General features: G+C 69.8%; 23 protein-coding genes and 1 tRNA gene. 3 read left to right on the plus strand and 21 right to left on the minus strand.

Annotated elements, in window-relative coordinates:
* Positions 1–11 precede the first annotated feature (11 nt).
* The 8 genes from H0524_RS23055 to H0524_RS23090 all read right to left on the minus strand — a co-directional run bounded on the left by H0524_RS23055 (position 12) and on the right by H0524_RS23090 (position 9,514).
* A complete protein-coding gene (locus H0524_RS23055) occupies positions 12–1,292 on the minus strand; it encodes an ABC transporter permease (RefSeq protein WP_180200533.1) in 1,281 nt (426 codons plus the stop codon).
* Positions 1,293–1,297: 5 nt separating this feature from the next.
* A complete protein-coding gene (locus H0524_RS23060) occupies positions 1,298–2,611 on the minus strand; it encodes an ABC transporter permease (protein WP_180200534.1) in 1,314 nt (437 codons plus the stop codon).
* Positions 2,608–4,257: an ABC transporter ATP-binding protein gene (locus H0524_RS23065; RefSeq protein ID WP_309225209.1), complete on the minus strand. Its 1,650-nt coding sequence runs from the start codon at positions 4,255–4,257 to the stop codon at positions 2,608–2,610. Before H0524_RS23065 ends, H0524_RS23060 begins: the two co-directional genes overlap by 4 nt.
* 138 nt (positions 4,258–4,395) lie before the next feature.
* Entirely contained in the window at positions 4,396–5,457 is a 1,062-nt protein-coding gene (locus H0524_RS23070) for a BMP family protein (protein ID WP_180200608.1), read from the minus strand.
* 291 nt (positions 5,458–5,748) lie between these two features.
* A complete protein-coding gene (locus H0524_RS23075; RefSeq protein ID WP_018727450.1) occupies positions 5,749–6,090 on the minus strand; it encodes a hypothetical protein in 342 nt (113 codons plus the stop codon).
* 59 nt (positions 6,091–6,149) lie between these two features.
* A complete protein-coding gene (locus H0524_RS23080; protein ID WP_180200536.1) occupies positions 6,150–7,088 on the minus strand; it encodes a sugar ABC transporter permease in 939 nt (312 codons plus the stop codon).
* Positions 7,088–8,101 carry a carbohydrate ABC transporter permease gene (locus H0524_RS23085; protein WP_180200537.1) on the minus strand — a complete coding sequence of 338 codons (1,014 nt, stop codon included), beginning with the start codon at positions 8,099–8,101 and terminating at the stop codon, positions 7,088–7,090. The genes H0524_RS23080 and H0524_RS23085 overlap by 1 nt, the downstream gene beginning before the upstream one ends.
* 111 nt (positions 8,102–8,212) lie before the next feature.
* Positions 8,213–9,514 (minus strand): extracellular solute-binding protein, encoded by a 1,302-nt coding sequence (locus H0524_RS23090; RefSeq protein ID WP_180200538.1) that lies wholly within the window; start codon positions 9,512–9,514, stop codon positions 8,213–8,215.
* A 344-nt stretch (positions 9,515–9,858) separates the two neighbouring features.
* Here H0524_RS23090 and H0524_RS23095 point away from each other — a divergent pair, with 344 nt between their 5' ends.
* Complete coding sequence (locus H0524_RS23095) at positions 9,859–10,926, plus strand: LacI family DNA-binding transcriptional regulator (RefSeq protein WP_180200539.1); 1,068 nt, start codon at positions 9,859–9,861, stop codon at positions 10,924–10,926.
* 199 nt (positions 10,927–11,125) lie between these two features.
* A complete protein-coding gene (locus H0524_RS23100) occupies positions 11,126–12,766 on the plus strand; it encodes a glycoside hydrolase family 13 protein (RefSeq protein WP_180200540.1) in 1,641 nt (546 codons plus the stop codon).
* A gap of 69 nt (positions 12,767–12,835) precedes the next feature.
* On the opposite strand, the gene H0524_RS23105 is transcribed toward H0524_RS23100, so the two are convergent.
* Genes H0524_RS23105 through H0524_RS23125 form a run of 5 tightly spaced genes read right to left on the minus strand, consistent with a single transcriptional unit; the run spans position 12,836 to position 17,006 of the window.
* On the minus strand, positions 12,836–13,279 hold the full coding sequence (locus tag H0524_RS23105; protein WP_180200541.1) for a hypothetical protein: 444 nt from the start codon (positions 13,277–13,279) through the stop codon (positions 12,836–12,838).
* Positions 13,280–13,286: 7 nt separating this feature from the next.
* Entirely contained in the window at positions 13,287–14,279 is a 993-nt protein-coding gene (locus tag H0524_RS23110) for a YihY/virulence factor BrkB family protein (RefSeq protein WP_180200542.1), read from the minus strand.
* A gap of 37 nt (positions 14,280–14,316) precedes the next feature.
* Positions 14,317–14,895 (minus strand): 2'-5' RNA ligase family protein, encoded by a 579-nt coding sequence (locus tag H0524_RS23115; RefSeq protein WP_180200543.1) that lies wholly within the window; start codon positions 14,893–14,895, stop codon positions 14,317–14,319.
* Between the two features lie 29 nt (positions 14,896–14,924).
* A complete protein-coding gene (trpS, locus tag H0524_RS23120) occupies positions 14,925–15,950 on the minus strand; it encodes a tryptophan--tRNA ligase (protein ID WP_180200544.1) in 1,026 nt (341 codons plus the stop codon).
* Between the two features lie 33 nt (positions 15,951–15,983).
* Complete coding sequence (locus H0524_RS23125) at positions 15,984–17,006, minus strand: hemolysin family protein (protein WP_255436193.1); 1,023 nt, start codon at positions 17,004–17,006, stop codon at positions 15,984–15,986.
* 171 nt (positions 17,007–17,177) lie between these two features.
* Between H0524_RS23125 and galE the strand changes: the two genes are divergently transcribed.
* On the plus strand, positions 17,178–18,161 hold the full coding sequence (gene galE / locus H0524_RS23130) for a UDP-glucose 4-epimerase GalE (RefSeq protein ID WP_180200545.1): 984 nt from the start codon (positions 17,178–17,180) through the stop codon (positions 18,159–18,161).
* Positions 18,162–18,253: 92 nt separating this feature from the next.
* Here the strand turns inward: galE and H0524_RS23135 are convergent, their stop codons facing one another.
* The 8 genes from H0524_RS23135 to H0524_RS23170 form a co-directional block, all read right to left on the minus strand.
* Positions 18,254–19,561, minus strand: coding sequence for a sulfate adenylyltransferase subunit 1 (locus tag H0524_RS23135; RefSeq protein WP_018727462.1), 1,308 nt, complete (start codon positions 19,559–19,561; stop codon positions 18,254–18,256).
* The gene (cysD, locus tag H0524_RS23140; RefSeq protein WP_180200546.1) at positions 19,561–20,472 is read right to left on the minus strand and encodes a sulfate adenylyltransferase subunit CysD; all 912 of its coding nucleotides are present in this window, start codon (positions 20,470–20,472) and stop codon (positions 19,561–19,563) included. Before cysD ends, H0524_RS23135 begins: the two co-directional genes overlap by 1 nt.
* 69 nt (positions 20,473–20,541) lie before the next feature.
* The gene (locus H0524_RS23145; RefSeq protein ID WP_180200547.1) at positions 20,542–21,369 is read right to left on the minus strand and encodes an inositol monophosphatase family protein; all 828 of its coding nucleotides are present in this window, start codon (positions 21,367–21,369) and stop codon (positions 20,542–20,544) included.
* Positions 21,370–21,432: 63 nt separating this feature from the next.
* Entirely contained in the window at positions 21,433–22,023 is a 591-nt protein-coding gene (gene pth / locus H0524_RS23150) for an aminoacyl-tRNA hydrolase (protein ID WP_180200548.1), read from the minus strand.
* Positions 22,024–22,116: 93 nt separating this feature from the next.
* Entirely contained in the window at positions 22,117–22,818 is a 702-nt protein-coding gene (locus H0524_RS23155; RefSeq protein ID WP_180200549.1) for a 50S ribosomal protein L25/general stress protein Ctc, read from the minus strand.
* Between the two features lie 293 nt (positions 22,819–23,111).
* Positions 23,112–24,092 (minus strand): ribose-phosphate diphosphokinase, encoded by a 981-nt coding sequence (locus H0524_RS23160; RefSeq protein ID WP_018218501.1) that lies wholly within the window; start codon positions 24,090–24,092, stop codon positions 23,112–23,114.
* Positions 24,093–24,145: 53 nt separating this feature from the next.
* Positions 24,146–25,684 carry a bifunctional UDP-N-acetylglucosamine diphosphorylase/glucosamine-1-phosphate N-acetyltransferase GlmU gene (gene glmU / locus H0524_RS23165; protein ID WP_180200550.1) on the minus strand — a complete coding sequence of 513 codons (1,539 nt, stop codon included), beginning with the start codon at positions 25,682–25,684 and terminating at the stop codon, positions 24,146–24,148.
* A gap of 101 nt (positions 25,685–25,785) precedes the next feature.
* Positions 25,786–25,857: transfer RNA gene (locus H0524_RS23170), tRNA-Gln, on the minus strand.
* Positions 25,858–26,081 lie beyond the last annotated feature (224 nt).

The raw sequence follows: 26,081 nt of genomic DNA on the forward strand, positions 1-26,081 counted from the left end.
TGGTATCCCCATCAACCCTTGATGTACGGCTTTCCGTCGGCGGCCGGCGCCCGGACCCTACCCACCAGCCCCGCCACCGCCAGGATCGTCGCCAGGTACGGCAGCATCGCCAGGAACTGGCTCGGAATGGCGCTGTTGATCGCGCTCAGGTAGGTGCCGAGCTGGTCGGCGAAGCCGAAGAAGAGCGCCGCGAGCAGCGCGCCGGTCGGGCTCCACCGGCCGAAGATCAGCGCCGCCAGGGCGATGAAGCCCTTGCCACCGATCATGTTCTTGGTGAACGAGAAGAGGGCGAGCGTGTACGACGCACCACCGATGCCGGCGACCGCCCCGGCCAGCAGCACGTTGCGGTAGCGCAGTCGCAGCACCCGGACGCCGAGGGTGTCGGCGGCGGTCGGGTGCTCACCGACCGAACGGGTACGCAGGCCCCACCGGGTCCGGAACAGCGCAATGTGGATCACCAGGACCAGAAGCAGGCCGAGGTAGAGGAAGATGTTGCCGGAGAACAGCGCCGGCCCGAGCACCGGGATCTCCGACAGCAGCGGGATCTCCCAGTTGCTGAAGTGTGGGGCGCTGTTGTATTTCGCCGGATCGGGTTGCATCAGCCGCTCGTAGAGGAAGCCGGTGATGCCCACCGCGAGCAGGTTCAGCACGATCCCCATGACCACCTGGTCCACCAGGTAGCGGATGGCGAAGACCGCCAGCAGCAGTGAGATGAAGGTGCCGCCGATGGCCGCGGCGACCAGGCCCACCCAGAGGTTGCCGCTGAGGCTGCCGAAGAGGGCGCCGCTGAAGGCCCCCATCAGCAGCTGCCCCTCGATGGCCACGTTGACCACGCCGGAGCGTTCGCAGAGCACGCCGGCCAGCGCCCCGAAGATCAGCGGAAGAGCCAGGATGAAGGTGCCCCGGACGATGTTGACCAGGGGCATGAAGTTCTGCCCGGCCGGCGCGGTGGAGACCTGCCAGCAGAGGAAGCTCACCACGAAGCCGACCAGGCCGACACCGAGCACGAGGGTGAACCAGCGCTTCGGCAGCCCGGCCAGGATCGCCACGCCGGCGGCGAGGGCGACCGCCCCGAAGAGGGCCGCGCCGACCGTACCGTTGATCTTCAACGCGGCGCCGCTGGCGTCCTCGCTGAGGGTGAACCGGGCCGGCTCGCTGGCGGCGAGCGCGGTGAAGAGCAGCACCGCCAGCAGGCCGAGCACGGCCAGCACCAGGCCGGCCTTCCTGGCCCGGGTCCAGAACCCCTCGTTGACCGGGGCGACCGCGACGTCGTCAACAGCCATGGTGGACATGCGCGTCACCAGCCCTTCGCGAGGCTCGTCTGCGGCCGGGCGGCCCGGGCGGCTCGAAGCTGGAAGATCGCCTTCACCAGGGCCGGTGCGGCGATGAAGATGACGATCAGCGCCTGGAGCACGGTAACCAGTTCCAGCGAGACACCCGAGTACGACTGCATCCGGTTACCGCCGGCCTGCAACGCGCCGAAGAGCAGGGCGGCGAGCAACACGCCCCACGGCTTCACCCGGCCAAGGAGCGCCACCAGAATGCCGTCGAAACCGATCTGGGCCACGACCAGCGGGGTCAGTGCGGCGGCGGTGGTGCCGAGCACCATCTGGGAGCCGCCGAGGCCGGCCAGGGCGCCGGCGAAGACCATGATCAACACGTAGGTCCGGGTGACACTGATGCCGGCGGTACGCGAAGCCGCCGGGTTGCTCCCCACGGCCCGCAACTCGAAGCCGAGGGTCGACCGGTTCAGCAGCCAGGCGACCGCCCAGGTCGCCAGCACGGCGAGGATGATTCCGGCGTGTGCCCGCAGGTTGTCGCCGAAGAGCCGGGGAAGCTGCGCGGAGGCGTCCACCGGTCGACTGATGGCATTCGTACGGTTCGGGTCCTGAACCCCGTTCTGCACGATCAACCACACCAGGAAGTACGCCGCGACGTAGTTGAGCATGATCGTGTTGATCACCTCGTGGGCACCGGTGCGGGCCTTGAGAATCCCCGGAATGAAGCCCCACACGGCACCGCCCACCGCACCGGCGAACACCGCGACGAGCAGGTGCAGCCCGGCCGGCAGCGGCAGCAGGAACCCGGCCAGCCCGGCCGCGACGACGCCCATCGTGGCCTGCCCCTGGGCACCGATGTTGAACAGGCCGCCACGGAAGGCGAGCGCCACGGAGAGACCGGTGAAGACCAGCGGGGCGGTGTAGGTCAGCGTCTCCGAGATCGGGCTCAACGCCGCGGTGAGGCCGACCGCGTCGGGGTCGAGGACCGCGCCCTTGAACAGGTTCGCGTACGCCTCGCTGACCAACGCCCAGCTGGCGTTGAGGGCGTCGGCCGGGCGGGCGGTGATGTAGCTGTAGGTGGCCAGGACGTCCGGATCGGAGACGATCATCAGGATCCCACCGACGATCATCGCCAGGACCAGTGACAGCAACGTCACCGTGAAGGTGTTGGCGGCCCAGAGATTCGCCACGAAGAGCCGCCCGAGCGTGGGGCGCTCCGGTGGCTGCTGACTCGCCGGCTCGGTTCGCTCGGTGTTGTCGAGCGCCATCCTGGCCGCCTGGTCCGTGGTCGCCGGTTCCTTGTCCGGGGAGCCGGACTCTGCGTTGGTCATGCCTCGTCCTCGCTGCCGGGGCCCGACGGGCTGGGCGCCCCGCCGTCGGTACCCGCCGTCGCACCGTTCGCCCCGGCGTCCGCCGGGTCCGGAGTGATACCCGCCATCAGCAGGCCGATCTCCTCACGGGGGGTGTCCGGGCCGACGATGCCGATGATCCGACCGCGGTACATCACCGCGATCCGGTCGGCCAGGCCGATCACCTCGTCGAGTTCGCTGGAGACGAGGAGGACGGCGGTTCCGGCATCTCGCTCGTGAATGACCCGGCTGTGGATGAACTCGATGGAGCCGACATCGACGCCGCGGGTCGGCTGGGCGGCGATGAGGAGTTTCAGCGGCCGGGACAGTTCCCGGGCGACGATCACCTTCTGTTGGTTCCCGCCGGAGAGCGTGCCGACCGCCGCCTCCGCCGACGGGGTACGGACGTCGAACTGGGCGATCCGCTCCTGCGCCGACTTCTTGATCGCATCCGGGCGGAGCGCGAGCCCCCGGCCGAACGGCGGTCGGTCGTACAGGTCCAGCACCAGGTTCTCCGCGATGCTGAGTTCCTTGACCAACCCGTCAACACTGCGATCCTCGGGCACGTAGCCCACGCCCGCGCGGAGGACCTCCTTGGTTGACCAGTCGTCGATCCGCTCCCCGCCCAGCCGCACCGAGCCGGCGAGCAGCGGACGTAGCCCCATGACGGCCTCGACCAGCTCCGTCTGGCCGTTGCCCTGCACGCCGGCGATGCCGAGCACCTCACCAGCGCGCACGGTCAGGTCAACGCCGTCCACCGCGCGTACCTGCCGGTCGTCGTCAGCCACCAGCCCGGAGAGCTCGAGGACCGGCTCGCCGGACGTGGCGGGCTGCTTGTCCACGGTGAGCCGGACGGTGCGGCCCACCATCAGGGCGGCCAGTTCGTCCCGGCTCGCCTCCGGCGTGGCGGTGCCGACGGTCCGCCCGCGCCGGATCACGGTGACCCGGTCGGCGATGGCCTTCACCTCACCGAGCTTGTGGGTGATGAAGACGATCGACCGACCAGCGGCCTTGAGCTCCCGCATGACGGTGAGCAGTTCCTCGGTCTCCTGCGGCGTGAGCACCGCGGTCGGCTCGTCGAGGATGAGCAGGTCAACGTCGCGGGTGAGGGCCTTGACGATCTCGACCCGCTGCTGGATGCCGACCGGCAGGTCCTCGATGATCGCGTCGGGATCCACCCGGAGGTTGTAGCGGGTCGAGACCTCCGCGACCTCGCGCCGGGCACGTCGCCGGTCGAGGAAGCCGAGCATGCCGCCCCGGACCTGCTCGGCGCCGAGCATGACGTTCTCGGCCACGGTGAGGACCGGTACCAGCATGAAGTGCTGGTGCACCATGCCGATCCCGGCCGCGATGGCGTCCGCCGGGCCGCGCGGCTTCAGCGGCTTCCCGTCCACCAGGATCTCGCCCTCGTCGGGCTGATAGAGCCCGTACAGCACGTTCATCAGGGTCGACTTACCCGCGCCGTTCTCCCCGAGCAGGGCGTGGATCTCCCCCGGCTCCACCGTGAGATCGATGTGGTCGTTGGCGACCAGGTCACCGAAGCGTTTGGTGATGCCGCGCAGTTCGAGTCTCAGCGCAACCTCCCGGGTCCGAAGCGATGGTGCGGGGAGCTGCCGGTACGTCGGCAACGGCACTCGTCGGTGGAACCGATCGGCCGCCCCGGCGCCAGCGGGAGGTCCCGTGGCGCCAGGGCGGCCGGATCGTCGTGCGGTGCCACTCGCCGAGCGGCTTGGCGGAGCGCCCCACCACGGCGAGCCGGCATCAGCTCACTGCGGCTGGGACTGCGACTCGACCTTGATCAGGCCGGCGGCGATGTCCGCCTTCAGCTTGTCGACCTCGGCCTTCAGCTCAGCCGGGATCTTACTGTCGAACTCGTGGTACGGCGCAAGCGAGACGCCCTCGTTGGCCAGCGTGCCGGTGAAGCCCGGGTTCGCCTCCAGCTTCTCGCCGGCGGCGGCCTTGAGCACGGCCTCCTGAACGGCGCCGGGGATGTTCTTCACCACGGTGGTGATGATCGCCGGGCAGTTCGAGGTGCTCTCGCAGCCGTCGACGTCGACCCAGATGGTGTTGTACTTGCCACCGGAGGACTGGGCGGCCGCGGTGGTGCCGAGGCCGGCACCGCCGGCGACCGGCATGATGATGTCGGCGCCCTGGGCGACCAGCGCGTCGCTGACCTTCTTGCCCTCGTCCTGCTTGACGAAGCTGTTGGCGAACGAGCCGTCCTGGCTTTCCTTGTCCCAGCCCAGGACCTGGACGTCCTTCCCCTTGGCCTCGTTGTAGTGGTCGACCCCGTCGGCGTAGCCGTCCATGAAGATGGTCACCGGCGGGATCTTCTCGCCGCCGTAGGTGCCCACCTTGCCGGTCTCGCTGAAGCCGGCGGCCAGATAACCGGCGAGGAAGCCGGCCTGGGCGGTGTCGAACTGCATCGGGTAGACGTTGCTCTGCGGCAACTTCGTGTCCACGATGCCGAACTGCTGATCCGGGTTCGCCTCCGCGATCATGGCGGTAGCGTCCCCCATCAGGCCACCGACGGCGAGGATGAAGTCGCAGTCCTGGTTGACATACTGCGTCAGGTTCGGCTCGTAGTCGGCCTCGGCCTTCGACGCGACGTACTTGATGTCGATGTCCTTGTTCTCGGCCTTGGCTGCCTCCAAGCCCTGCCAGGCCGAGGTGTTGAAGGACTTGTCGTCGATCCCGCCGACGTCGGTCACCATGCAGGCACTGAACTTCTCGCCGCCGTTGCCGGCGTTGTTCTCCTCGGGCGCCTCACCGCAGGCGGAGGCAGCCAGCACGAGGCCACCCACCGCGAAGACCGAGGCGATCCGCATCCCACGCACCGAGCGCAAGACGACTCCTTCCGTTGCGCACCGCGGCGACCGCGGTGGCAGCCCTTGTGAACCGGCCTGCACTGTGCCGCCGGTGTCCCACGTTCCGGACGCCGAGCGTACGCCCCGGCCCCGGTCCCGGCCGACAATCATGCGTGACTGTTGAGTGCCTGTTACCCCGACGTGATCCTGGGGTATTTCGGTCACTCGACATGCCGGCCAAAGGAGCCCGGATGGGACGAATTCTCCGCTGCAGGGGGTTCCTCGTGCAGGGGAGTTACCCCCAGTCGGACGCTACCGCCAGAAGACCGCCACCGCAGCGTTGACCAGGGTCAGCCCGATGATCGCGAGGAAGTGCCCCCGGTTGACCGCTTCCCGCTTCCGCGAGAAGAAGACCATGACGAAGATGAGCAGCGCGAGCGTCAGCTTGGTGACGAGCTTCGCCGGGTCCGGCTCGCCCCCGTCCCGCAGTGGCGCGGAGAGGCCGATTCCGGTCAGCAACGCGAGCCCCGCACCCCAGAGCATGGCCGGGTTGATCCGGAACCTGCCCTTGAGGTACTGCACCACCGCGCCGCCGAGCAACAGCGCGAACCCGATCAGGTGGATGTAACGGAGAGTCAGTCGTAGAGCTTCCACGCGGCCTATCCTCCCCCACAACGACGGGTCGTAGTAGAGGGGCTCGGTCGATCGGCGCCTCAGCCCTTCGTACCACCCGCGGTCAGACCCGAGACCAGATGCCGTTGGGCGATCATGAAGACCAGCCCGGCCGGGACCGTCACCAGCACCGCCGCCGCCGTCAGGTACTCCCACTGCGGGTTGTACTGCGGCACGAACTGCCGAAGCCCGTACGCCAGGGTGAACTGGTTGTCGGTCTGGATGAAGGCCGACGCGTAGGCGACCTCCCCCCACGCGGTGAGGAAGGTGTAGAAGGCGGTGACCGCGACGGCCGGGCGGGCCAGCGGCAGCACCACCCGCCAGAAGGTGGCGAACGGGCCGCAGCCGTCCAGCGCCGCCGCCTCGTCCAGCGAGGTGGGGATGGAGTCGAAATAGCCCTTCAGCATCCAGGCACAGAACGGAACCGCGATGGTCAGGTAGGCGATCACCAGCGACGGCAACGTGTTGATCAACCCGAGCCGCGCCATGATCGTGTAGATCGGCACGATCAGGATGGCCACCGGGAACATCTGGGTGACCAGGAAGACCATCATCAACGGCCGGCGGCCCGGGAAGTTGAACCGGGAGACGGCGTAACCGGTGGTCGCCGAGAGGAAGATGCCGATCCCCATCGTGCCGGCGGCCACGATCACCGAGTTCAGCAGCCACCGCAGAAAGCTGGTGTCGAACAGCACGTAGCGGTAGTTGGTCAGGGTCGGATCCTGGACCAGGGTCAGGTTGCTGCTCTGCACCGCGTACCCGGGCTTGAAGGAGGAGAGCAGCACCCAGACGATCGGACCGATCGCGACCAGCGAGGCGACGATCAAGGTCCCGTGCAGCAGCAGCGACGTCGCCGGGCTACGCCGACCACGGCCAGCACGCCGCGCGGTCTCGGCCCGGACGGTCGGCGTGGCCCCGGCCCCGATCGGGGCCGTCCCCGCTGTGGACGTGGCCGTCCCGGAGTTGGTCGACTGGCTCATCACCACACCTCGCCTTGCTTACGCAGTGCCCGCCGGTAGAACACGGAGAAGACCAAGAGAATGGAGAGGATCAACACGCCGTACGTGGAGGCGAGCGAGTAGTTGCGAATGCCCTCGAAGGCGGCCCGGTACGCGCCGGTCACCAGGATCTCGGTCTCGCCGGCCGGCTCTCCCTCCGTCACCAGGAAGATGACCGGGAAAAGGTTGAACGTCCAGATGGTGCCGAGCAGGATCACGGTCATGCTGGTCGGGCGCAGGCCCGGCAACGTGATGGCACGGAACCGCTGCCACGGCGACGCGCCGTCGATCTCCGCCGCCTCGTAGAGCTCACCGGGAATGGTCTGCAGCCCGCCGAGCAGCGCCACCATCATGAACGGCACGCCGAGCCAGACGTTGGTGACGATCGCGGTGAACAGGGACGTCCACCGTTCCGAGAACCACGGGAGCGGGTCGGCCCCGAGCCCGGTGAGCAGCGAGTTCGCCAGGCCGAACCGCTCGTTGAAGATGAACTTCCAGGCGAAGGCGCTGACGAAGGCCGGCACCGCCCACGGCAGCACCAGCAGCACCCGGTAGAGGCCACGGCCGCGGATCGGGCGGTTGAGCAGGATGGCGAGGCCAAGCCCGAGCCCATAGTGGAAGGCAACACCGACGGAGGTCCAGATCAGGGTGATCCCGGTCCACTCCCAGAACCGGCCGACCTGGCCCGTGAGGACCCGAACGTAGTTGTCCAGACCCGCGTACTCCCACCGGTTGGGGTTCTCCTCGCAGACCTCACCGCCGGTGATCGACTTGGTACAGATCTCCGCCACCTGGTTGGCCTCGTTGAGGTTGGTGAAGGAGAGCCAGATTCCCCGGCCGAGCGGATAGAAGATCAAGACTGCCAGGACGATCACCACCGGCAGGACCATCGCCCAGGCGTACCAGTTCCGGTCCCAGCTACGACGAAGTCGGGACGGGCGGGCGAAGCGACGGTCGGGCGGCGCGGGCGCTGGCGCGGCGGTCACGGTGCGCATATCAGCTGAGCTCCAGGAGGTGAGCCGGTCGGCCGGCGACCGGAGCGGTCGCCGGCCCGAGCGGATGCCGAGGGACGAGTGGTCGCCGGCCTCTGCCCGCCGGCGGGTGGATCAGAAGCCGTACGCGGTGACGACCTCCGCCTGGTACCTCTTCGCGAGCTCGTCGAGCGCCTCCTTCGGGTCCCGGTTCTGGATCAGGACCTTGGTGGCCATCTCGTCCAGCGGTTCGAAGAACTGGCCGGCCTCGGGGATCCAGGGGCGGCTGACCGCGGCCTCGACGGCGGGCTGGTACGCGGTCACGATCGGATTGCTCCGTACCGCGTCAAGGTCGTAGGCCGACTTGCGCGTCGGCAGCAGCCCGAGCTTCTCAGCGAGAAACGCCTGTGATTCGGCGGAGCTCATGAAGGCCACGAAGGCGATGGCGGCCTCGACCTTCTCCTCTGGCATGCCGGACCAGACGGTGTAGTTGTGCCCGCCGACCGGACTGCCGGCCCGGGCCGAGCCGCCGGGGACCGGGGCGATGCCGAGGTTCTCCACGCCGCCGAAGGTCGGCGCCTGCGACACGTTGTTGACCTCCCAGGGACCATTAATGATCATGGCGACCTTCTCTTCCTTGAAGAGGGTCATCATGGTTCCGTAGGAGTCCGTCGCGGGCGGCGGGACGGCCGCGCCGCTGTCGATCAGATCTTTGGCGATCTTCAGCCCGGTCACGTTCTGGTCCGAGCCGACGACGATCTTCTTGGCCGGGACATCCACCAGGTCCCCGCCCTCGCCGTAGAAAAACGGCAGCAGGAAGTAGCCCTCCGGATTGAGGTAGAGGCCGTCCGCGCCGGTCTTCTCCTTGACGGCCTGGGCGGCGGTCTTCAGCTCGGCCCAGGTCGTCGGCGCGGCGGCGACACCCGCCTCGGCCAACAGCTTCTTGTTGTACATGAGCGAGAGCGTGTCGGTCACCTGCGGGACGCCGTAGGTCTTGCCGTCGTACTTGTTCGAGGCGAGCGGAGTGGCCAGGAAGTCCGACTCGTCGGCGAGCAGTTCGGAGCCGTCCAGCGCGTAGAGGTAGCCCAGCGAGGCGAACTCCGGAACCCAGGCCACCTCCGCCCGCATGATGTCCGGCGCGCCGGTCTCGGCCTGTGCTGCCGTCTTGAACTGGTTCTGCGCCTCACCGAAAGGGACCGACTGATAATTGATCTTCACGTTCGGATAGGTCTGGTTGAACCTGGCGATCAGCTCCTGGAAAACCGGACCCTCGTTCTTCGGGTCTGAGGTGTCCCACCAGGTCAGCTCGGCCTTCATGGCTGCGGGGTCGGTCGTTGACCCTTCCCCCGCGCTCTGCTCGTCCTCGCCACAGGCGACGAGGGTCAGAGCAAGGGCGGCGGAGGCGAGTACGGCGACTCCCTTGGCTGTGCGACGCATGTTCGCTCCTAGATTGCCTGCCGGTGTCGGCGGGACACTAGCAAGAGTTTTCTAAGTTAGAAACCCTTTGCGAACCGTCTTGCAACAACCGGGGCCATCTTGTCATCTAGACCCATCCCATGTCGGGCTTGCGCGACAAAACGGCAGGCCCTCACATCGGCCGGCCATCGCCCTCCGCCCCCCGGCCGCCGACGCCCTGACCGCGTTGATGCTGCTCGATGCGGCGCCCCTGGGGTCCACACCGACCGAACACCGTCCTCTGCCCAGCCCAGTAGCCCCGGAAGCCACGACTGCAAGAACTTGCCCGTAAGCGCAAAAACCATCCGGTGAGCTACAGTGCCGCCATGCGCGCTCGACTGTCCGACATCGCCCAGCAGGCAGAGGTCAGTGAGGCCACCGTGTCGCGGGTGCTCAACGACCGACCCGGAGTGGCACCCGAGACCCGACAGGCCGTCCTGACCGCCCTCGACGTGCTCGGCTACGAACGCCCAGCCCGGCTACGCAAACGCTGCGCCGGACTGGTGGGCCTGGTCGTCCCGGAACTCGACAACCCGATCTTTCCCGCCTTCGCACAGATCATCGAGTCGGCGCTGGCGCCGACCGGCTTCACCCCCGTGCTGTGCACCCAGACCCCCGGGGGAATCCGGGAGGACGAATACGTCGAGATGCTGCTCGACCGGCAGGTCTCCGGCATCGTCTTCGTCTCCGGCCTGCACGCCGACACCGCCGCCGACCACGAGCGGTACCGCGCACTGATCGCCCGCCCGCTGCCGGTTGTCATGGTCAACGGCTACGCGCCGAACCTCCCCGCGCCCTTCATCTCCTGTGACGACCGGGAGGCCGCCGAGCTGGCCGTCACCCACCTGGTCGCGCTGGGGCACCGCCGGATCGGCCTGATCACCGGGCCGAACCGGTTCGTCCCCGTACAGCGCAAGGTCGCCGGCTACCAGGCCGCCATGCGGCGCCGCACCGACGTCTCCGAGGCCGAGCTCGCCGAGCTCACCGAGCTCTCCCTCTTCGGCGTCGAGGGGGGCGAGGCCGCCGCCACCCGCCTGCTGGACCGCGGCGTCACCGGCCTGGTCTGCGGCTCCGACCCGATGGCGTTGGGTGCCATCCGCGCCGCCCGACAGCGCGGGCTCGCCGTGCCCCGCGACGTCTCCGTCGTCGGATACGACGACTCCCCGCTGATGGCCTTCACCGACCCGCCCCTGACCACCATGCGCCAGCCGGTCGCGGCGATGGCGGTTGCCGCTGTCCAGGCGCTGGTGGACGAGATCAACGGGCATGCCGCCCCACACTCGGAGTATCTGTTCCGGCCCGAGCTGGTGGTGCGCGGCTCGACCGCGGTCGCCCGGACGCCCGGCGTTGACCCCGGTGGACCCACCCCGTCCCCGCTGGCGGTCTCGGTCTGAACCCCGCCGTCCGCCCCGGCCGGGAGGCGAACCCCGGGTTCAACCTCTGGCCAGCGATCAACACCGTGGTCCTCGCGTTGACTTGCGCAAGGGCTGCTTGACTCTTGCAACGCTCTGCCGGCATCCTGCACAGCAACCGGCGCCACCACCCCTGTCCGCGCCGGAGACCGCCGTACCGCGCGAGATCGGGGAACCCCTCATGACCGTCCGCAACCCCACCCCGCCGACCTCCGACGATGACTGGTGGCGCTCCGCCGCCATCTATCAGGTCTACCTCCGCAGCTTCGCCGACGCGAATGGTGACGGGATCGGCGACCTGGCGGGCCTGCGGCAACGCCTGCCGTACCTGCGCGACCTCGGGGTGGACGCGCTCTGGTTGACCCCCTTCTACCCCTCACCCATGATTGACGGCGGCTACGACGTCGCTGACTACCGCGATGTCGACCCGATGTTCGGCACCCTCACCGAGTTCGACGACGTGATCGTTGACGCGCACGCACTGGGCCTACGGATCATCGTCGACCTGGTGCCCAATCACACCTCGAGCGCCCACCCCTGGTTCCAGGCCGCCCTCGCGGCGGCCCCCGGCTCCCCCGAGCGGGCCCGCTACCACTTCGCCACCGGGCGCGGAGCGGCGGGCGAACTGCCACCGAACGACTGGGAGAGCATCTTCGGCGGACCAGCCTGGACCCGACTGCCCGACGGGCAGTGGTACCTGCACCTGTTCGACTCGGCACAGCCGGACCTGAACTGGCGCAACCCCGAGGTCCGCACCGAGTTCGAGGAGGTGCTCCGGTTCTGGTTGGACCGCGGCGTCGACGGCTTCCGGATTGACGTGGCCCACGGAATGATCAAGGCGGCGGGCCTGCCGGATGTCGGCTTCGGCCAGCAGACCGGCCAACGACAGGTCGAACTACTCGGCAAGAGCCGACTGCCCTACTTCGACCAGGACGAGGTGCACGACATCTACCGTGCCTGGCGGCCGATCCTGGACAGCTACCCCGGGGGCCGGATGGCGGTGGCCGAGGCATGGGCGGAAACCCCGCAACGGCTCGCCCGCTACATCGGTCCAGACGAGCTGCACCAGGCGTTCAGCTTCGACTTCCTCGACGCCCACTGGTCGGCCGACTCCTTCCGCAAGGTCATCGACAGCGCCCTCGCGGAGTCAGCGGTCATCAACGCGCCCACCACCTGGGTGCTCTCAAACCATGACAAGCAGCGACACGTCACCCGGTACGGGGATGGGCCGGCCGGACTACGCCGCGCCCGCGCCGCAGCCCTGCTGATGCTCGCGCTGCCCGGCTGCGCCTACGTCTACCAGGGTGAGGAACTGGGTCTACCCGAGGTCCTCGACCTCCCGGACGACCTGCGGCAGGACCCGCAGTACCTGCGGACCGGCCAGAGCCGGGACGGCTGCCGGGTGCCGATCCCGTGGAGCGGCGAGCTCGCCCCGTACGGCTTCGGACCCGCCGGCAGCGCGCTGAGCTGGCTGCCCGCCCCGGCTACCTGGCGGGAACTGTCGGTGGCTGCCCAGCGCGGCGTCCCCGACTCCACGCTCGAGCTGTATCGCACCGCGCTCCGGATCCGCCGAGCGCACCCCGCGCTCGCCACCGCCGCGGCCCAGATCGTCTGGCAGGAGAGCCGGCCGGGCCTCCTCGCCTTCACCCGTACCGCCGGCGGTACGGCGCTCACCTGTGTGGTCAACATCAGCGACGCAGCCGCCGTCAGCACCGGGTACGGCGAGCCGCTCGTCGCCAGCGCCCCGCTCACCCGGGGGGAGTCCGGCTACCTGATCCCGGTCGACGCGGCCGCCTGGTTCGAGCGGCGCTCCAGCGGGTAAGCCCCCACCAACCTGGTCGTTCGGCGTGCCCCGCGCCGCCGGGCGGCTGGGCAGCCGACCGGCCCGGGATCAACGCTCGAGGCCGGGCAACTTCGCCGCGATCCGGGCAAATCCCGCCCGGATCGCGGCCTCACTCGGCGGCATGGCCGACTGGGGCTCCCGGTCCCGTTCCCCCTCCGCCAGCTCCTCGTCGAAGGTGTCGTCGAAGTTGCCGTAGAGCTCGGCGCTGTCCGCCTGGTCCGCCGCCTCATCCGCGGCGGCCGCCTGCGCCGCGGCGATCTCACCACGGATCTGCTCCGCCGACACCGCCGGCAGCAGCGGTTCGACCACTGCCATCAGCGCCTCCTCCGCCACCATCACCTCGGCCAACGCCAACGCGGGCGCCCGCTCGTACGGGCCGCAGACCACCGGCTCCCACTCGTCGGCGTCGCCGAGCGGGCCGAAGGTGATAATCCACGGCAGATCGAGCAGCGGCGAGTCGTCCGGCAGATCGAGTGTCACGAGAGTGCCCACCCGCCAATCATCGTTCCCCGGCCGTGGGCGGATCCCCGGTTCGACGCTCCGTCCCTGGTTCGGGTGCCGTCGGCCCGTTCACGCTCGGCCGCCCGGGGGGCGGGGAGCCCGCCTCCTCCGGGTAGGCCGCCACCCGCTCCGCCGCGAGGTCCACCACCTGCCCCCGGCTGCCGGTGGCCACCAACGCCGCGCCGAAGAGCACGAGTTGGTTGAGCAGATAGAGGTAGAGCAGCAGCCCCACCGCGCCCGCCACCACCGTGTACGCCGGGTTCCGCTCGGTCCGCACCACGTAGTACCGCCCGATGGTGTTGAGCAGGGTGATACCCACCGCCACCAGCAGCACCGCCGGGCGCAGCCGGACCCGGCTGGGCCGCAGCCGGGGCACCGCCGCCAGCAGCAGGGTCGCCAGCACCGCGTTCACGAAGACGCTGAGCAGGGCGCTGATCGTGGTGAGCCCGACCGAGCCGGCACTGCCCAGCAGCCACCGCAGCAGCGACTCCAACGTGTCCACCGCCGCTACCGAGACGCCGAGCAGCACGAACACCACCAGCAGCACGCCCAGGTCGACCAACCGGCGAACGACAAAGTTGCCGGGTTGTTGGTCGAGGCCGTACAGCAACCGCTGGGAGGAACGGATCGCCTCCACCCAGCCGACCCCGGTGAAGACCAGGATGGTCAGACCGACCACGCCGACGGCCCCGCTGCTCTCGGCGACCTGCACCGGGTCGAGGAAGGGCAGGTTCTCCCGAAGGAAGTCCGCCGCGGCGGCATTGACCTCGGCGTTTCCCTCCAGGATCGCCCCGAAGACGGAGTAGGCGACGAGGGCGAGCGCGAAGACCGCGAAGAAGCCGTAGTAGGCGATCGCGGCGGCGAGCCGGCTGCCGAACCGGCGGTTGTAGAGCAGGGCCGCCCGCAACCCGTGGTCGAAGGACGGATAGCGGCGCCGCGTGGAGGTAATCCGCCCGTGGGCACCCGCCTGGATCCGGCGGAACACGTTCACCTCGCCATCCTCGCCGACCTGTCGCCGGGGCACCCGCTCAGCCGCCGAGCCGAAAGTCCCGCCGGGGCTGCCACCGCGTCTGGCCACTGTGGGAGAAGAGCGTGAACGCCTCCACCCCGAACATCGCCGAGAAGTCAGCCAGGTCCTCGTACGCCTGGTCCAGCGTGTCGGGTGAGACATCCTGCGCCACCGTGACGTGCGGGTGGTACGGAAAACGGGTTTCCCGGTCCAGCTCCGGAGCGGCCCGGATCGCCGCGGCGAGCAGCTCGCACTCGCTGATCCCGGTCGCCACCGTTACGAAAACCACCTGGGTGACCGGCCGGAACGTGCCGGTCCCGCGCAGGTGCAGGGTGAACGGAGGGTGCGCGGCGGCCACCGCGGTGAGGTGCCGTTCGACAGCTGGCAGGGCGGTGCCCGGAATCTCGGTCGGCCCGAGCAGCGTCACGTGCGCCGGGACGGCCTGCTGGTCACCCGCCGCCAGCCGCCGCTGGGTCAGCACACTCCCCCAGGGCTCGGGGATGTCCACCGCGATGCCGATCTGGATTGTGCCGCCGGCCGTCGACGACCCGTCCCGCAGGTCCACGCCTCGTGCCACCCCTTTGGCCACCGGTTCCATCCCGCTCACCCGCACGCGTCGCGTCGCTGCTACTCGCCGCGCACCGGCGGGAAGAAGCCCACCCGCTCGTACACCGCCTGTAGGGTCGGTGCTGCCACCGCCCGCGCCTTCTGCGCCCCCGCGGCGAGCAGCTTGTCGAGCTGGGCCGGGTCGTCCAGGTAGCCGCGGACACGTTCCTGGATCGGCGTCACGAACTCGCGTACCACCTCTCCGAGGTCCTTCTTCAGGTCACCGTAGCCCTTGCCGGCGTAGGCGCCGACCAGATCGTCAATGCTCCGGTCGGAAAGCGCCGAGTAGATCGTCAGCAGGTTGGAGACACCCGGCTTCTGCTGGACATCAAAGACGACCTCGCGTCCGGTGTCGGTGACCGCCGAACGGATCTTCTTGACCGACCGGGCCGCGTCCTCCAGGAGCAGGACGATACCCGCCGGGGAGGAGGACGACTTCGACATCTTCGCCGTCGGGTCCTGCAAATCCGTGATCTTTGCCGTGTCCTTGACGATGTGTGCCGCGGGAACGGCGAAGGTCGAGCCGAACCGGGTGTTGAACCGCTGCGCCAGATCGCGGCTGAGCTCCAGGTGCTGCCGCTGGTCCTCGCCGACCGGCACCGCCTCCGCCTGGTAGAGGAGGATGTCGGCCGCCTGCAGGACCGGGTACGTGAACAGGCCGACGCTGGCCCGCTCGTTGCCCTGCTTCTGCGACTTGTCCTTGAACTGGGTCATCCGGCCTGCCTCGCCGAACCCGGTGATGCACCCCAACACCCAGGCCAACTGCGCGTGCTCGGGCACCTGGGACTGCACGAAGAGGGTGCAGCGTTCTGGGTCCAGCCCCACCGCGAGCAGCTGCGCGGCGGCCATCCGGGACCGCTGTGCCAACACCCGGGGGTCGTGCCCGGCGGTGATCGCGTGCAGATCGACCACGCAGTAGGTGGCGTCATGCGTCTCCTGCAACGCCACCCAGTGCTGCACCGCGCCCAGGTAGTTGCCGAGATGGAACGAGTCGGCGGTCGGCTGAATGCCAGAGAATACGCGCGGTCGAACGGGTACGTTGGGCATGCTGGCAATTCTGTCAGCAACCGGGGGCATCCGTCAGGACGGGCCGGCGGGTCGGCCGCGACCGGGCTGGGTGGGGAGCCCCGTCTCGCGTCGCGACTCGGCGGGCCGGACCGCGGCTACCGTCACCCGGGCCACCCGACGCCCATCCAGCGTCAGCACCCGCAGCCGCCAACCCCCGGGCGGCGCCCGCACCGGCTCCACCGGGGTGGCCGGCGCGGCGGTCACCGACACCTCGTCACCGGCCACCGGCAGCCGGCCCAGCTCGGCCATGACATAGCCACCAACCGTCTCGTAGGGTCCATTCGGCAGGCTCACCCCGGTCCGCTCGGCGAAGTCGGCCAGGTTCAGTCGGCCGTCAACGGTGGTGGGCAGGCCGGTGTGTGTCGGCTCCGGCGGCGTGTCGTACTCGTCGTGCAGTTCGCCAACCAGTTCCTCAATGAGGTCCTCACAGGTGACGATGCCGGCGGTCCCCCCGTACTCGTCGACGACCACCGCCAGGTGATGCCCCTCCCGGCGCATCTCGGTCAGGGCCGGAAGCACCCGTTTACTGCCCGGCAGACGCTTGACCTCCCGGGCCAGCTCGCCCACTGTGACCAGTGGGTCTTCGTCGGTACGAAGTAGCACGTCGTGTAGGTGCACGAAGCCGACCACGTCGTCGTGGGTCCCGTCCACCACCGGGTAGCGGGTGTGCGGCTCGACCCGGACCAGACGCTCCGCCTGGTCGATGGTCAGCGCCGTGGAGAGGAAGACCACCTCGGTGCGCGGCATCATCACCTCGCGTACCAGGCTGGCACCGGCCACTAGAACCTCATCGATGATCCGCCGTTCCACCGGGTCCAGCACGGTCGCCGCGGCGACCAGGGCGCGTAACTCGTCCTCGCTGATCCGTTCCCGGCCGGCCACCGGACTGGTGCCGAGCAGACCGGTCACCAGGCGGGTGGCGGCGGTAGCGGTGCGGACCACGATCCGGGCGACCGCCCAGGACAGCGAGCCGGGTTCGCGGCGGGGTCGCCCCCGCGCACGGCGCCGGAGCCCGGGACGACCCGCTTCCCGCATGAGATGGATGGTAGACACTCATCGCAGTGGCGGAACAGCACCGCGCCAGTTCTTCCGCCCCGCGGGCGGCGACCCGCCTCGCCGATCGCCTCGCAGCGCGGGCACAGCAAGCCGCCGTAGGGTGACCACCGACGGTCGCTGTGGGGGCGGCCCCGGCAGGAGGAGATCGACGTGAAACTGCTCGTCACCGGCGGCGCCGGCTTCATCGGCAGCGTGGTGACCCGGATGCTGCTCGACGCCGGCCACGAGGTTGTCGTTCTGGACGACCTACGGACCGGACACCGCGTCGCCGTGGCACCCGACGCCACCCACATCGTCGCCCCCCTGGACGAGGCGGCACAGGTGGTGACCCCGCAGGCGGGCTTCGACGGGGTGCTGCACTTCGCCGCCCTGATCGCCGCCGGCGAGTCGATGGTCAAGCCAGAGCTGTACTGGCACACCAACGTCGTCGGCTCCCTCGCCCTGCTCGACGCCGTACGCGTCGCCGGGGTCCCGAAGGTGGTCTTCTCCTCCACCGCCGCCGTCTACGGCAACCCGGTCGAGCTGCCCATCTCGGAGACCGCGATCACCGCCCCCACCAACACGTACGGCGCCACCAAGCTGACCGTCGACATGGCGCTCACCTCGGCGGCGGCCGGGAACGGGTTGGCTGCCGTCTCGCTGCGCTACTTCAACGTCGCCGGCGCCCACCTGGCTGCCCCGGTGCCCCTCGGGGAACGGCACGATCCGGAGACGCACCTCATCCCCATCGCGTTCGACGTCGCCGCCGGCCGACGGGAGAAGCTCCAGCTCTTCGGCGACGACTACCCGACCGTGGACGGCACCTGCGTCCGCGACTACATCCACGTCACCGACCTCGCCCGGGCCCACCTACTCGCGCTCGACGCCGCGGTCGGCGGCCAGCACCGGATCTACAACCTCGGCAACGGCAACGGGTTCACCAACCGTCAGGTCGTCGAGGTGGTCCGCGAGGTCACCGGCGCCCCGGTTCCGGTGGTGGTCGCCCCCCGCCGCGTCGGCGACCCCGCCGAGTTGGTCGCCGCCGCCGACCTGGCCCGTACCGAGTTGGGCTGGACACCGGCCAAGCCCACCCTGCACGACATCATCGGCGATGCCTGGACCTTCTACCGCGACCACCTGCCGGAACGGGGGTAGCCGGCTCGTCGCCGGCGACCAACCTCGATCAGCGGCGACCCCGGAGCGCCCCGCGCTGGCGGGGGTGGGGTCAGACCGCCGGCCGGGTGGGGTCAGCCCGCCTCGACGATCATGCCGGCGCCAACCGTCCGGTTCGTCGTCTCATCGATGATGACGAAGCCACCAGTGGTGCGGTTCCGGCGGTACTCGTCAACAAGCAGCGGGACCATCGTCCGGAACCGGACCCGGCCGATCTCGTTGAGCTTCAGCTCCCCCGCCGACTCGTCCCGGTGCAGCGAGTTGATGTCCAACCGGTAGTGCAGCCCGCGGAGAATGGCCCGCGCCGACCGGGTGGTGTGCTTGATCACGTACCTGCCACCGAGCTGCAACGGTCGGGTCTCGTCCATCCAGCAGACCATCGCCTCGATGTCCTGGGCAACGACCGGGGCGTTGTTCGGGCGACAGATCATGTCACCCCGGGAAATATCGATCTCGTCAGTCAACCGTACGGTCACCGACATCGGCGGGAACGCCTCCGGTACCGGCCCGTCGGCGGTCTCCACCGCGGCGATCCGGCTGGTGAAGCCGCTCGGCAGCACCATCACCTCGTCCTCGGGCTTGAGTACGCCGGAGGCGACCTGGCCCGCGTACCCGCGGTAGTCGGTGACGGTGGTGGACTGCGGGCGGATCACGTACTGCACCGGGAAGCGCACGTCGACCAGGTTCCGGTCGCTGGCGATGTGCACCCGTTCCAGGTGGTGCAGCAGGGACGGCCCCTCGTACCAGGGCATCCTCTCCGACCGGGAGACGATGTTGTCGCCGTGCAGCGCGGAGACCGGCACCACCGTCAGGTCGGGTGCGTCGAGCTTCGCCGCGAACGCGGTGAACTCGTCGGCGATCTTCTCGTAGACCTCGCGCGACCAGTCCACCAGGTCCATCTTGTTGACACAGAGGACCAGGTGCGGCACCCGCAGCAGGGAGCAGAGGAAGGCGTGCCGACGGGACTGCTCCACCAGGCCCTTCCGGGCATCAACCAGGATCAGCGCAAGGTCGGCGGTGGAGGCACCGGTGACCATGTTCCGGGTGTACTGGATGTGCCCCGGGGTGTCGGCGATGATGAACTTCCGCCGGGGGGTGGCGAAGTAGCGGTACGCCACGTCGATCGTGATGCCCTGCTCCCGCTCGGCCCGCAGGCCGTCGGTGAGCAGCGCGAGATTGGTGTACTCGTCGCCGCGGGCCGCGCTGACCGCCTCCACGGCGGCGAGCTGATCGGCGAAGAGGGACCGGGTGTCGTAGAGCAGGCGGCCGATCAGGGTCGACTTGCCGTCATCCACGCTGCCGGCGGTGGCGAACCGCAGCAGGTCCATCGGGCGGGCGGACGCCGCTCCGGCACCGACCGCGGCGGTCGTCTCGGTGGTCATCAGAAGTAGCCCTCCCGCTTGCGGTCCTCCATCGCAGCCTCGCTGACCCGGTCGTCACCGCGGGTCGCGCCCCGCTCGGTGATCCGGGTGGCGGCCACCTCCTCGATGACCTTCGCCACCGTGTCGGCGTCCGAGCGGACCGCCGCCGTGCAGGAGGCGTCGCCCACCGTCCGGTAGCGAACCCGGGCCTTGAACCGCTCCTCACCGGCGCGGGGGCGGATGAACTCGTTCACCGCGTACAGCATCCCGTCACGCTCGATCACCTCGCGCTCGTGCGCGTAGTAGATCGAGGGCGCCTCGATCCGTTCCCGGGCGATGTAGTGCCAGACATCCAACTCGGTCCAGTTGGACAGCGGAAACGCCCGGATCGACTCACCCGGCTGGTGCCGACCGTTGTAGAGCGACCAGAGCTCCGGACGCTGGTTCTTCGGATCCCACTGGCCGAACTCGTCCCGGAAGCTGAACACCCGCTCCTTGGCCCGCGCCTTCTCCTCATCCCGCCGGGCACCACCGAAGAGCGCGTCGAAGCGGTGCTGTTCGACGGCGGCCAGGAGCACCGGGGTCTGGATCCGGTTGCGCATGCCGTCCGCGCTCTCCCGTACCAGCCCGCTGGCCAGCGCCTCGGGCACGCTCGCCACCAGCAGTTGCAGGCCCAGCTCGGCGACCCGCTGGTCCCGGTACGCCAGCACCTCGGGGAAGTTGTGCCCGGTGTCGACATGCAGCACCGGGAACGGAATGTTCGCCGGGGCGAACGCCTTCTGCGCCAGCCAGAGCATGACGATCGAGTCTTTGCCGCCGGAGAAGAGCAGCACCGGTCGTTCCATCTCCGCGACCACCTCACGCAGCACGAAGATGCTCTCCGCCTCCAGCGCGTCGAGGTGGGACACCTGGTATGCCGCCATCGTGGTCATGACGCCGACTCGATTCCCGCACTCATTTCCAGACCTCTCCGGTCGGCTTTGCCAGAAGTAGCGCTCAGGCTACCCGCAATGGCGCCGCAACGCCGCAAGCAGTCGGCCGGCGAGATCCTGTCGACAGACCAACAGGTCCGGCAGGCGTGGGTTGGCTTCGTTGTAGGTCAGCGCGGATCCGTCGATTCGGGAGGCATGCAGCCCGGTGGCGGTCGCCACCGCCACCGGCGCTGCCGAATCCCACTCGTACTGCCCGCCCGCGTGGATGTACGCGTCCACCTCACCAGTGATCACCGCCGCGATCTTCGCACCGGCCGAACCCATCGGCACCAGCTCGGCACCCACCTCGGCGGCCAGGTCGGTGAGGAAGACCGGGGGACGGCTGCGACTGGCGGCCAACCGGATCGGCGGCTCGCCCGCGGTGGTCACCGCCGGCACCTGCGGGTACCCCGGCGGGTAGTCCGTTCCCAACACCCGGTCCTGGGCCGGCAACCCGACCGCGCCCGCCACCAGTCCGTGCGGCGTCGGGGCGTTCCGCGCCCAGAGCGCCACATGCACCGCCCAGTCCGCCCGGCCCGCCTCGCCGAACTCCCGGGTTCCGTCCAACGGGTCGATGATCCACACTCGGTCGCTGCCCAGACGCGGTGCCGTCGACGCGCCCGCCTCCGCCGCCCAGGCCAGCCGGGAGCCCTCGTCCTCCTCGGACAGGACCGCGTCCTGCGGACGCCACGTCGCCAGTTCGGTCCGGAGCAGGTCGTGCGAGACCTTGTCCCCCGCGGCCCGCAGGGCACCCGGATCTCCGAAGCCCACCTCGTCGCGCAGGCTGACCAGCGCCTGCCCGGCCCGGACCGCCAACCAACGGGCGAACGCCCCATCGATCATCGGAGGACTACTCATCTCCCGTACTCCCGTCGCCGCGCCAGCCGTCGGTAGGAGCGGAGACCATCGCCGATCCGGCCGTCAGGCACCGTGGTAGAGGTTCTGGGTCGGTTCCACCCCGCGGTCGACAACCGACTCCACGACATCTGCCGCCCGGTCCACCAGGAAGTCCAGCTCCTTACGCTCGACGGTACCGAAATCCGACAGTACGAAATCCGCCGGGTCCCGCCGAGCCGGTGGCCGGCCGACGCCGAACCGCACCCGGGCGTACTCCTTCGTCCCCAGGGACTTCGTCATCGACCGCAGACCGTTGTGGCCGCCCTCGCCGCCACCGCACTTCACCCGAACCTGGCCGTAGGGGATATCCAGCTCGTCATGGATGGCCACCACCCGCGTCGGCGGCACCTTGTAGAACTGCGCCAGGCCCGCCGCCGCCGCGCCGGAGAGGTTCATGTAGGTCAGCGGCTTCACCAGCACCAGCCGTGGCCCGCCGAGACCCAACCGCCCCTCGGCGGCCTCCGCCATCGCCCGCTTGTGTCGACTGAACCGGGCCCCCAGCCGCCCCGCCAGCAGGTCGGCCACGAGGAAGCCGACGTTGTGCCGGTTCCCGGCGTACTGCCGACCGGGGTTACCCAGGCCGACTACCAGCCACGGCCCTGTCTCCTCCGCCACCGTCTGCCCCTTCCGCTCGTACCCGTGCCACCCACCGATACGCAACAGGCGCCCCCGACGAGCGGGGACGCCTGGCAGCTGCGCAGCGAACGATCAGGCCTCGGCCTTCGCCTCGGCACCCGCCTCCTGCTCGGCGACCGGAGCCCCGGCCTCGGCGCCCTCCGAGCCCTCGGTGACCTCGCCGACCTCGGCCTCGGCCTCCGCAGCGGCCTCCTCCACCTCCGGCAGCGTGGCCTCAAGCTGCTCCTCGGTCGGGGCGGCGGTCACCGCGGCGACCGGCAGCTCCGGGTCGGTGGCCAGCTCGACTCCGGCCGGCAGCTGCACGTCGCCGGCGGCGACCTGCGTGCCCGCCTCCAGGCCCTCAATGGTGGCGTCGAGGTGGTCCGGCACCTTGGTGGCGTCAGCGGTCACCGAGAGGCTGTCGTGGTCGTGCACGATCAGTGTGCCCTTCGCGGCCTCCCCGACCAACTGCACCGGGACCTCGACCGTGACCTGCTCGCCGCGGCGGACCAGCAGCAGGTCCACGTGCTCGAAGGTGTCCTTGACCGGATCCCGCTGGATCGCCTTCGGCAACGCCAGCACCTGCGTGCCGTCGCTGACGTCGATCGTGAAGAGCTGGTTGGCGCCACCGCGCCGGATCGCCGCGGCGAACTCCCGGGCCGGCAGCGCGATGTGCTTGGGCTTCTCGCCGTGGCCATACAGCACGGCAGGCACCTTGCCGGCCCGGCGGGTACGACGGGCACCCCCCTTGCCGAACTCGGTACGGGGCTCGGCGCTGATCTTTACCTCGGACACGGGGAAACTCCTGATGCTTCGCTGCGGCGATGGTCGTCTCGGTGCCGGGCGAGGGGCTCGCTGGGGCTCCTGCGTCATGACCGACCGCCTAGGAGCGCCGCGTCGATGACGGCGCCTCCGTGCGGTCCTGATCAGCGGCCCGCAGGGCACCCTCGCCGTGGCAACCGCACTAGTCTACCCGAAGATAATCCACCCACTCCGGCGGCACCCCGGAATCAACCGCTCCGGCCGGAGCCGCACCGACGAAGCCCCGGTCCGGCAGCGACCGCCGCCGGACCGGGGCCGCCGGGGCCTCAGCTCAGGCCACCGAAGAGGGTGGTCACCGAACCATCGTCGAAGACCTCCCGGATCGCCCGGGCCAGCAGCGGTGCGATCGACAGCACGGTGATCTTGTCGAGCTGCTTCTCCGGCGGCAGCGGCAACGTGTTCGTCACCAGTACCTCGCTGATCGGGCTGTTCTTCAGCCGCTCGGTCGCCGGGTCCGAGAAGAGCGCATGGGTGGAGGCGACGACGATCTCGGCCGCACCCAACTCCTTGAGGATCTCCGCCGCCTTGGTGATCGTGCCACCCGTGTCGATCATGTCATCGACGATCAGGCAGACCCGGCCCTCAACCTCACCGACCACCCGGTTCGCCACCACCTGGTTCGGCTTGGACGGGTCCCGGGTCTTGTGGATGAACGCCAGCGGGCAGCCGCCCAGCCGGTCGGTCCACCGCTCGGCGACCCGGACCCGACCCGAATCCGGGGCGACCACCGTCATCGGACGCCCCGCGTACCGACGCTCCACCTCCTCGGCGAGCACGTCCATCGCGAAGAGGTGGTCCACCGGGCCGTCGAAGAAGCCCTGGATCTGGGCGGTGTGCAGATCCACGGTGAGAATCCGGTTCGCGCCGGCGGTCTTCAACAGGTCCGCGATCAGCCGGCCCGAGATCGGCTCCCGACCCCGGTGCTTCTTGTCCTGCCGCGAGTACGGGTAGAACGGCAGGACCACGGTGATCCGCTTGGCCGACCCACGCTTCAACGCGTCGATCATGATCAGGGTCTCCATGACCCAGGTGTTGACCCCGTGCGTGACGGACTGCACCACGAAGGCGTCCGAACCGCGCACCGAGTCCTTGTAGCGGACGAAGATCTCACCGTTGGCGAAATCGTAGGCGTCGGCCGGTGTCGGGGCGACCCCGAGCACCTCGCCGATCTCCTTGGCTAACTCCGGAAAGCCACGCCCGGAGAAGAGCATCAGGCTCTTGCGGTTTTCGGCGACGATGCTGCCCATGGCCCGTCTGCTCCTGTTGGTTGGTGGTGCCCGGCGCGGGTGGTGGGCCGGGGCTAGTCGGTTGCAGTATCCCCGGTGCCGTGCGCCCCACCCACCGGCTCGGCCCCCGCGTGCATTGCCTCACCTTCACTTGCCGTCGCCCCGGAGGACACTCCCGCGACACCGGCCTGCCCCGCACGCTCGGCAGCCGCCGCGGCGGCGGTGCCGGCCCGCCGCTTGAGCACCCAGCCCTCGATGTTGCGCTGCCGCGACCGGGCCACCGCCATCGCCCCAGCCGGCACGTCCTCGGCAATCACGGAACCGGCCGCCGTGTACGCCCCGTCGCCGACCTCGACCGGCGCCACGAACATGTTGTCCGCGCCGGTACGGGCGTGGTCACCGATGACCGTACGGTGCTTGCGTACCCCGTCGTAGTTGACGAACACGGTCGCCGCGCCGATATTGCTCTGCTCGCCGATCGTGGCGTCCCCGACGTAGGTCAGGTGCGGGACCTTCGACCCCACGCCGACCTCGGAATTCTTCACCTCGACGAAGGTGCCCACCTTCGCCTTCTCGGCCAGCCGCGCCGCCGGCCGCAGGTACGCGTACGGGCCGACGCTGGCCGCCGGGCCGATCTCCGCGCCGACCGCGTGACTGCGGACCACGGTGGCGCCGGGCCCGACCAGGGTGTCCACCAACGTGACGTCCGGGCCGACCTGCGCACCAGCGCCGATCACGGTGGCGCCCCGGAGCTGGGTGTTCTGGTCGACCACCGCGTCCCGGTCCAATGCCACGGTCACGTCGATCCAGGTGGTCGCCGGGTCGAGCAGGCTGACCCCGCTGCGCATCCAGGCCTCGTTGACCCGGTCACGCAGCAGTCGCCGCAGCCCGGTCAACTCCACCCGGTCGTTGCAGCCCAGCGTCTCGATGTGATCCGGCGCCACGTGTACCGCGACCGGCTCGTCCGCCGACCGCAGCAGGCCGAAGACGTCGGTCAGGTACTCCTCGCCCTGCGCGTTCTCGGTCGACAGCTTGCCGAGCGCGTCCCGCAGCCGGGCCGCGTCGAACGCGTAGATGCCGGCGTTGATCTCCCGAATCTCCCGCTGGTCCGGGGTCGTGTCGCGCTGCTCCACGATCTGCTGGAGCTGACCGTCGGCGTCGCGCACGATCCGGCCGAGCCCGGTCGGGTCGGGTACTTCCGCGGCCAGCACCGTCGCCGCGGCACCCGCCCGCTCGTGCGCCTCGACCAACCCGCCGAGGGTCTCCGGCCGCAGCAGCGGCACGTCCCCGTTGAGAACCACCACGGTGCCGCTGCTCTCCGGGACGGCGGCCAACGCGACCCGCACCGCGTGCCCGGTGCCGAGCTGTTCGGCCTGGAGCACCGGGGTGGCCTGCGGGGCGATCTCCGCCAGATGGGCCCGCACCTGGTCGGCGCCGTGGCCGACCACGACCACCGTGCGGTCGGCGGCGAGCGGCGCGGCGGCGCTGAGCACGTGGCCGACGAGCGTACGGCCAAGCAGTGGGTGCAGCACCTTCGGGAGCCCGGACTTCATCCGCTTACCCGCGCCGGCGGCGAGCACCACGACGGTACGGGGAGGGGGCTGCTGGGACACGGAAGGGCTCCCGTCGGTGCGGCGACAGTCTCGCGGTCATGCTAACCAGACATCAACCCGGGATCGGGCGGGGCCTTCACAATGCTGACCGGTGGCAGGAGCTGGGGTGCCTGGATTCGAACCAGGAGCTCAAGGCTCCAAAGGCCTGCGGGTTGCCGTTACCCCACACCCCATCGCCGTGTCCTCCGAACGCGTGGTCGTAACAGACCCACGATCCGGAACAGCTCGGTGATCATACCTGCGATCCGCCCGGGCAGCACCCGGCCGCAGGCCGAATTACCGACAACCACGATAGTCCCCGCCAACTTGGGGCCAACCGGGTGGTGGGGTCAGCGCGCGCCACGGTGCGCCGCGCCGCGGCACCGGTCCCGACCGCCGCCGGACGCCGCGCCCGAGC

The sequence above is a fragment of the Salinispora sp. H7-4 genome, from assembly GCF_013416675.1.
Taxonomy (GTDB): Bacteria; Actinomycetota; Actinomycetes; order Mycobacteriales; family Micromonosporaceae; genus Micromonospora; species Micromonospora vitiensis.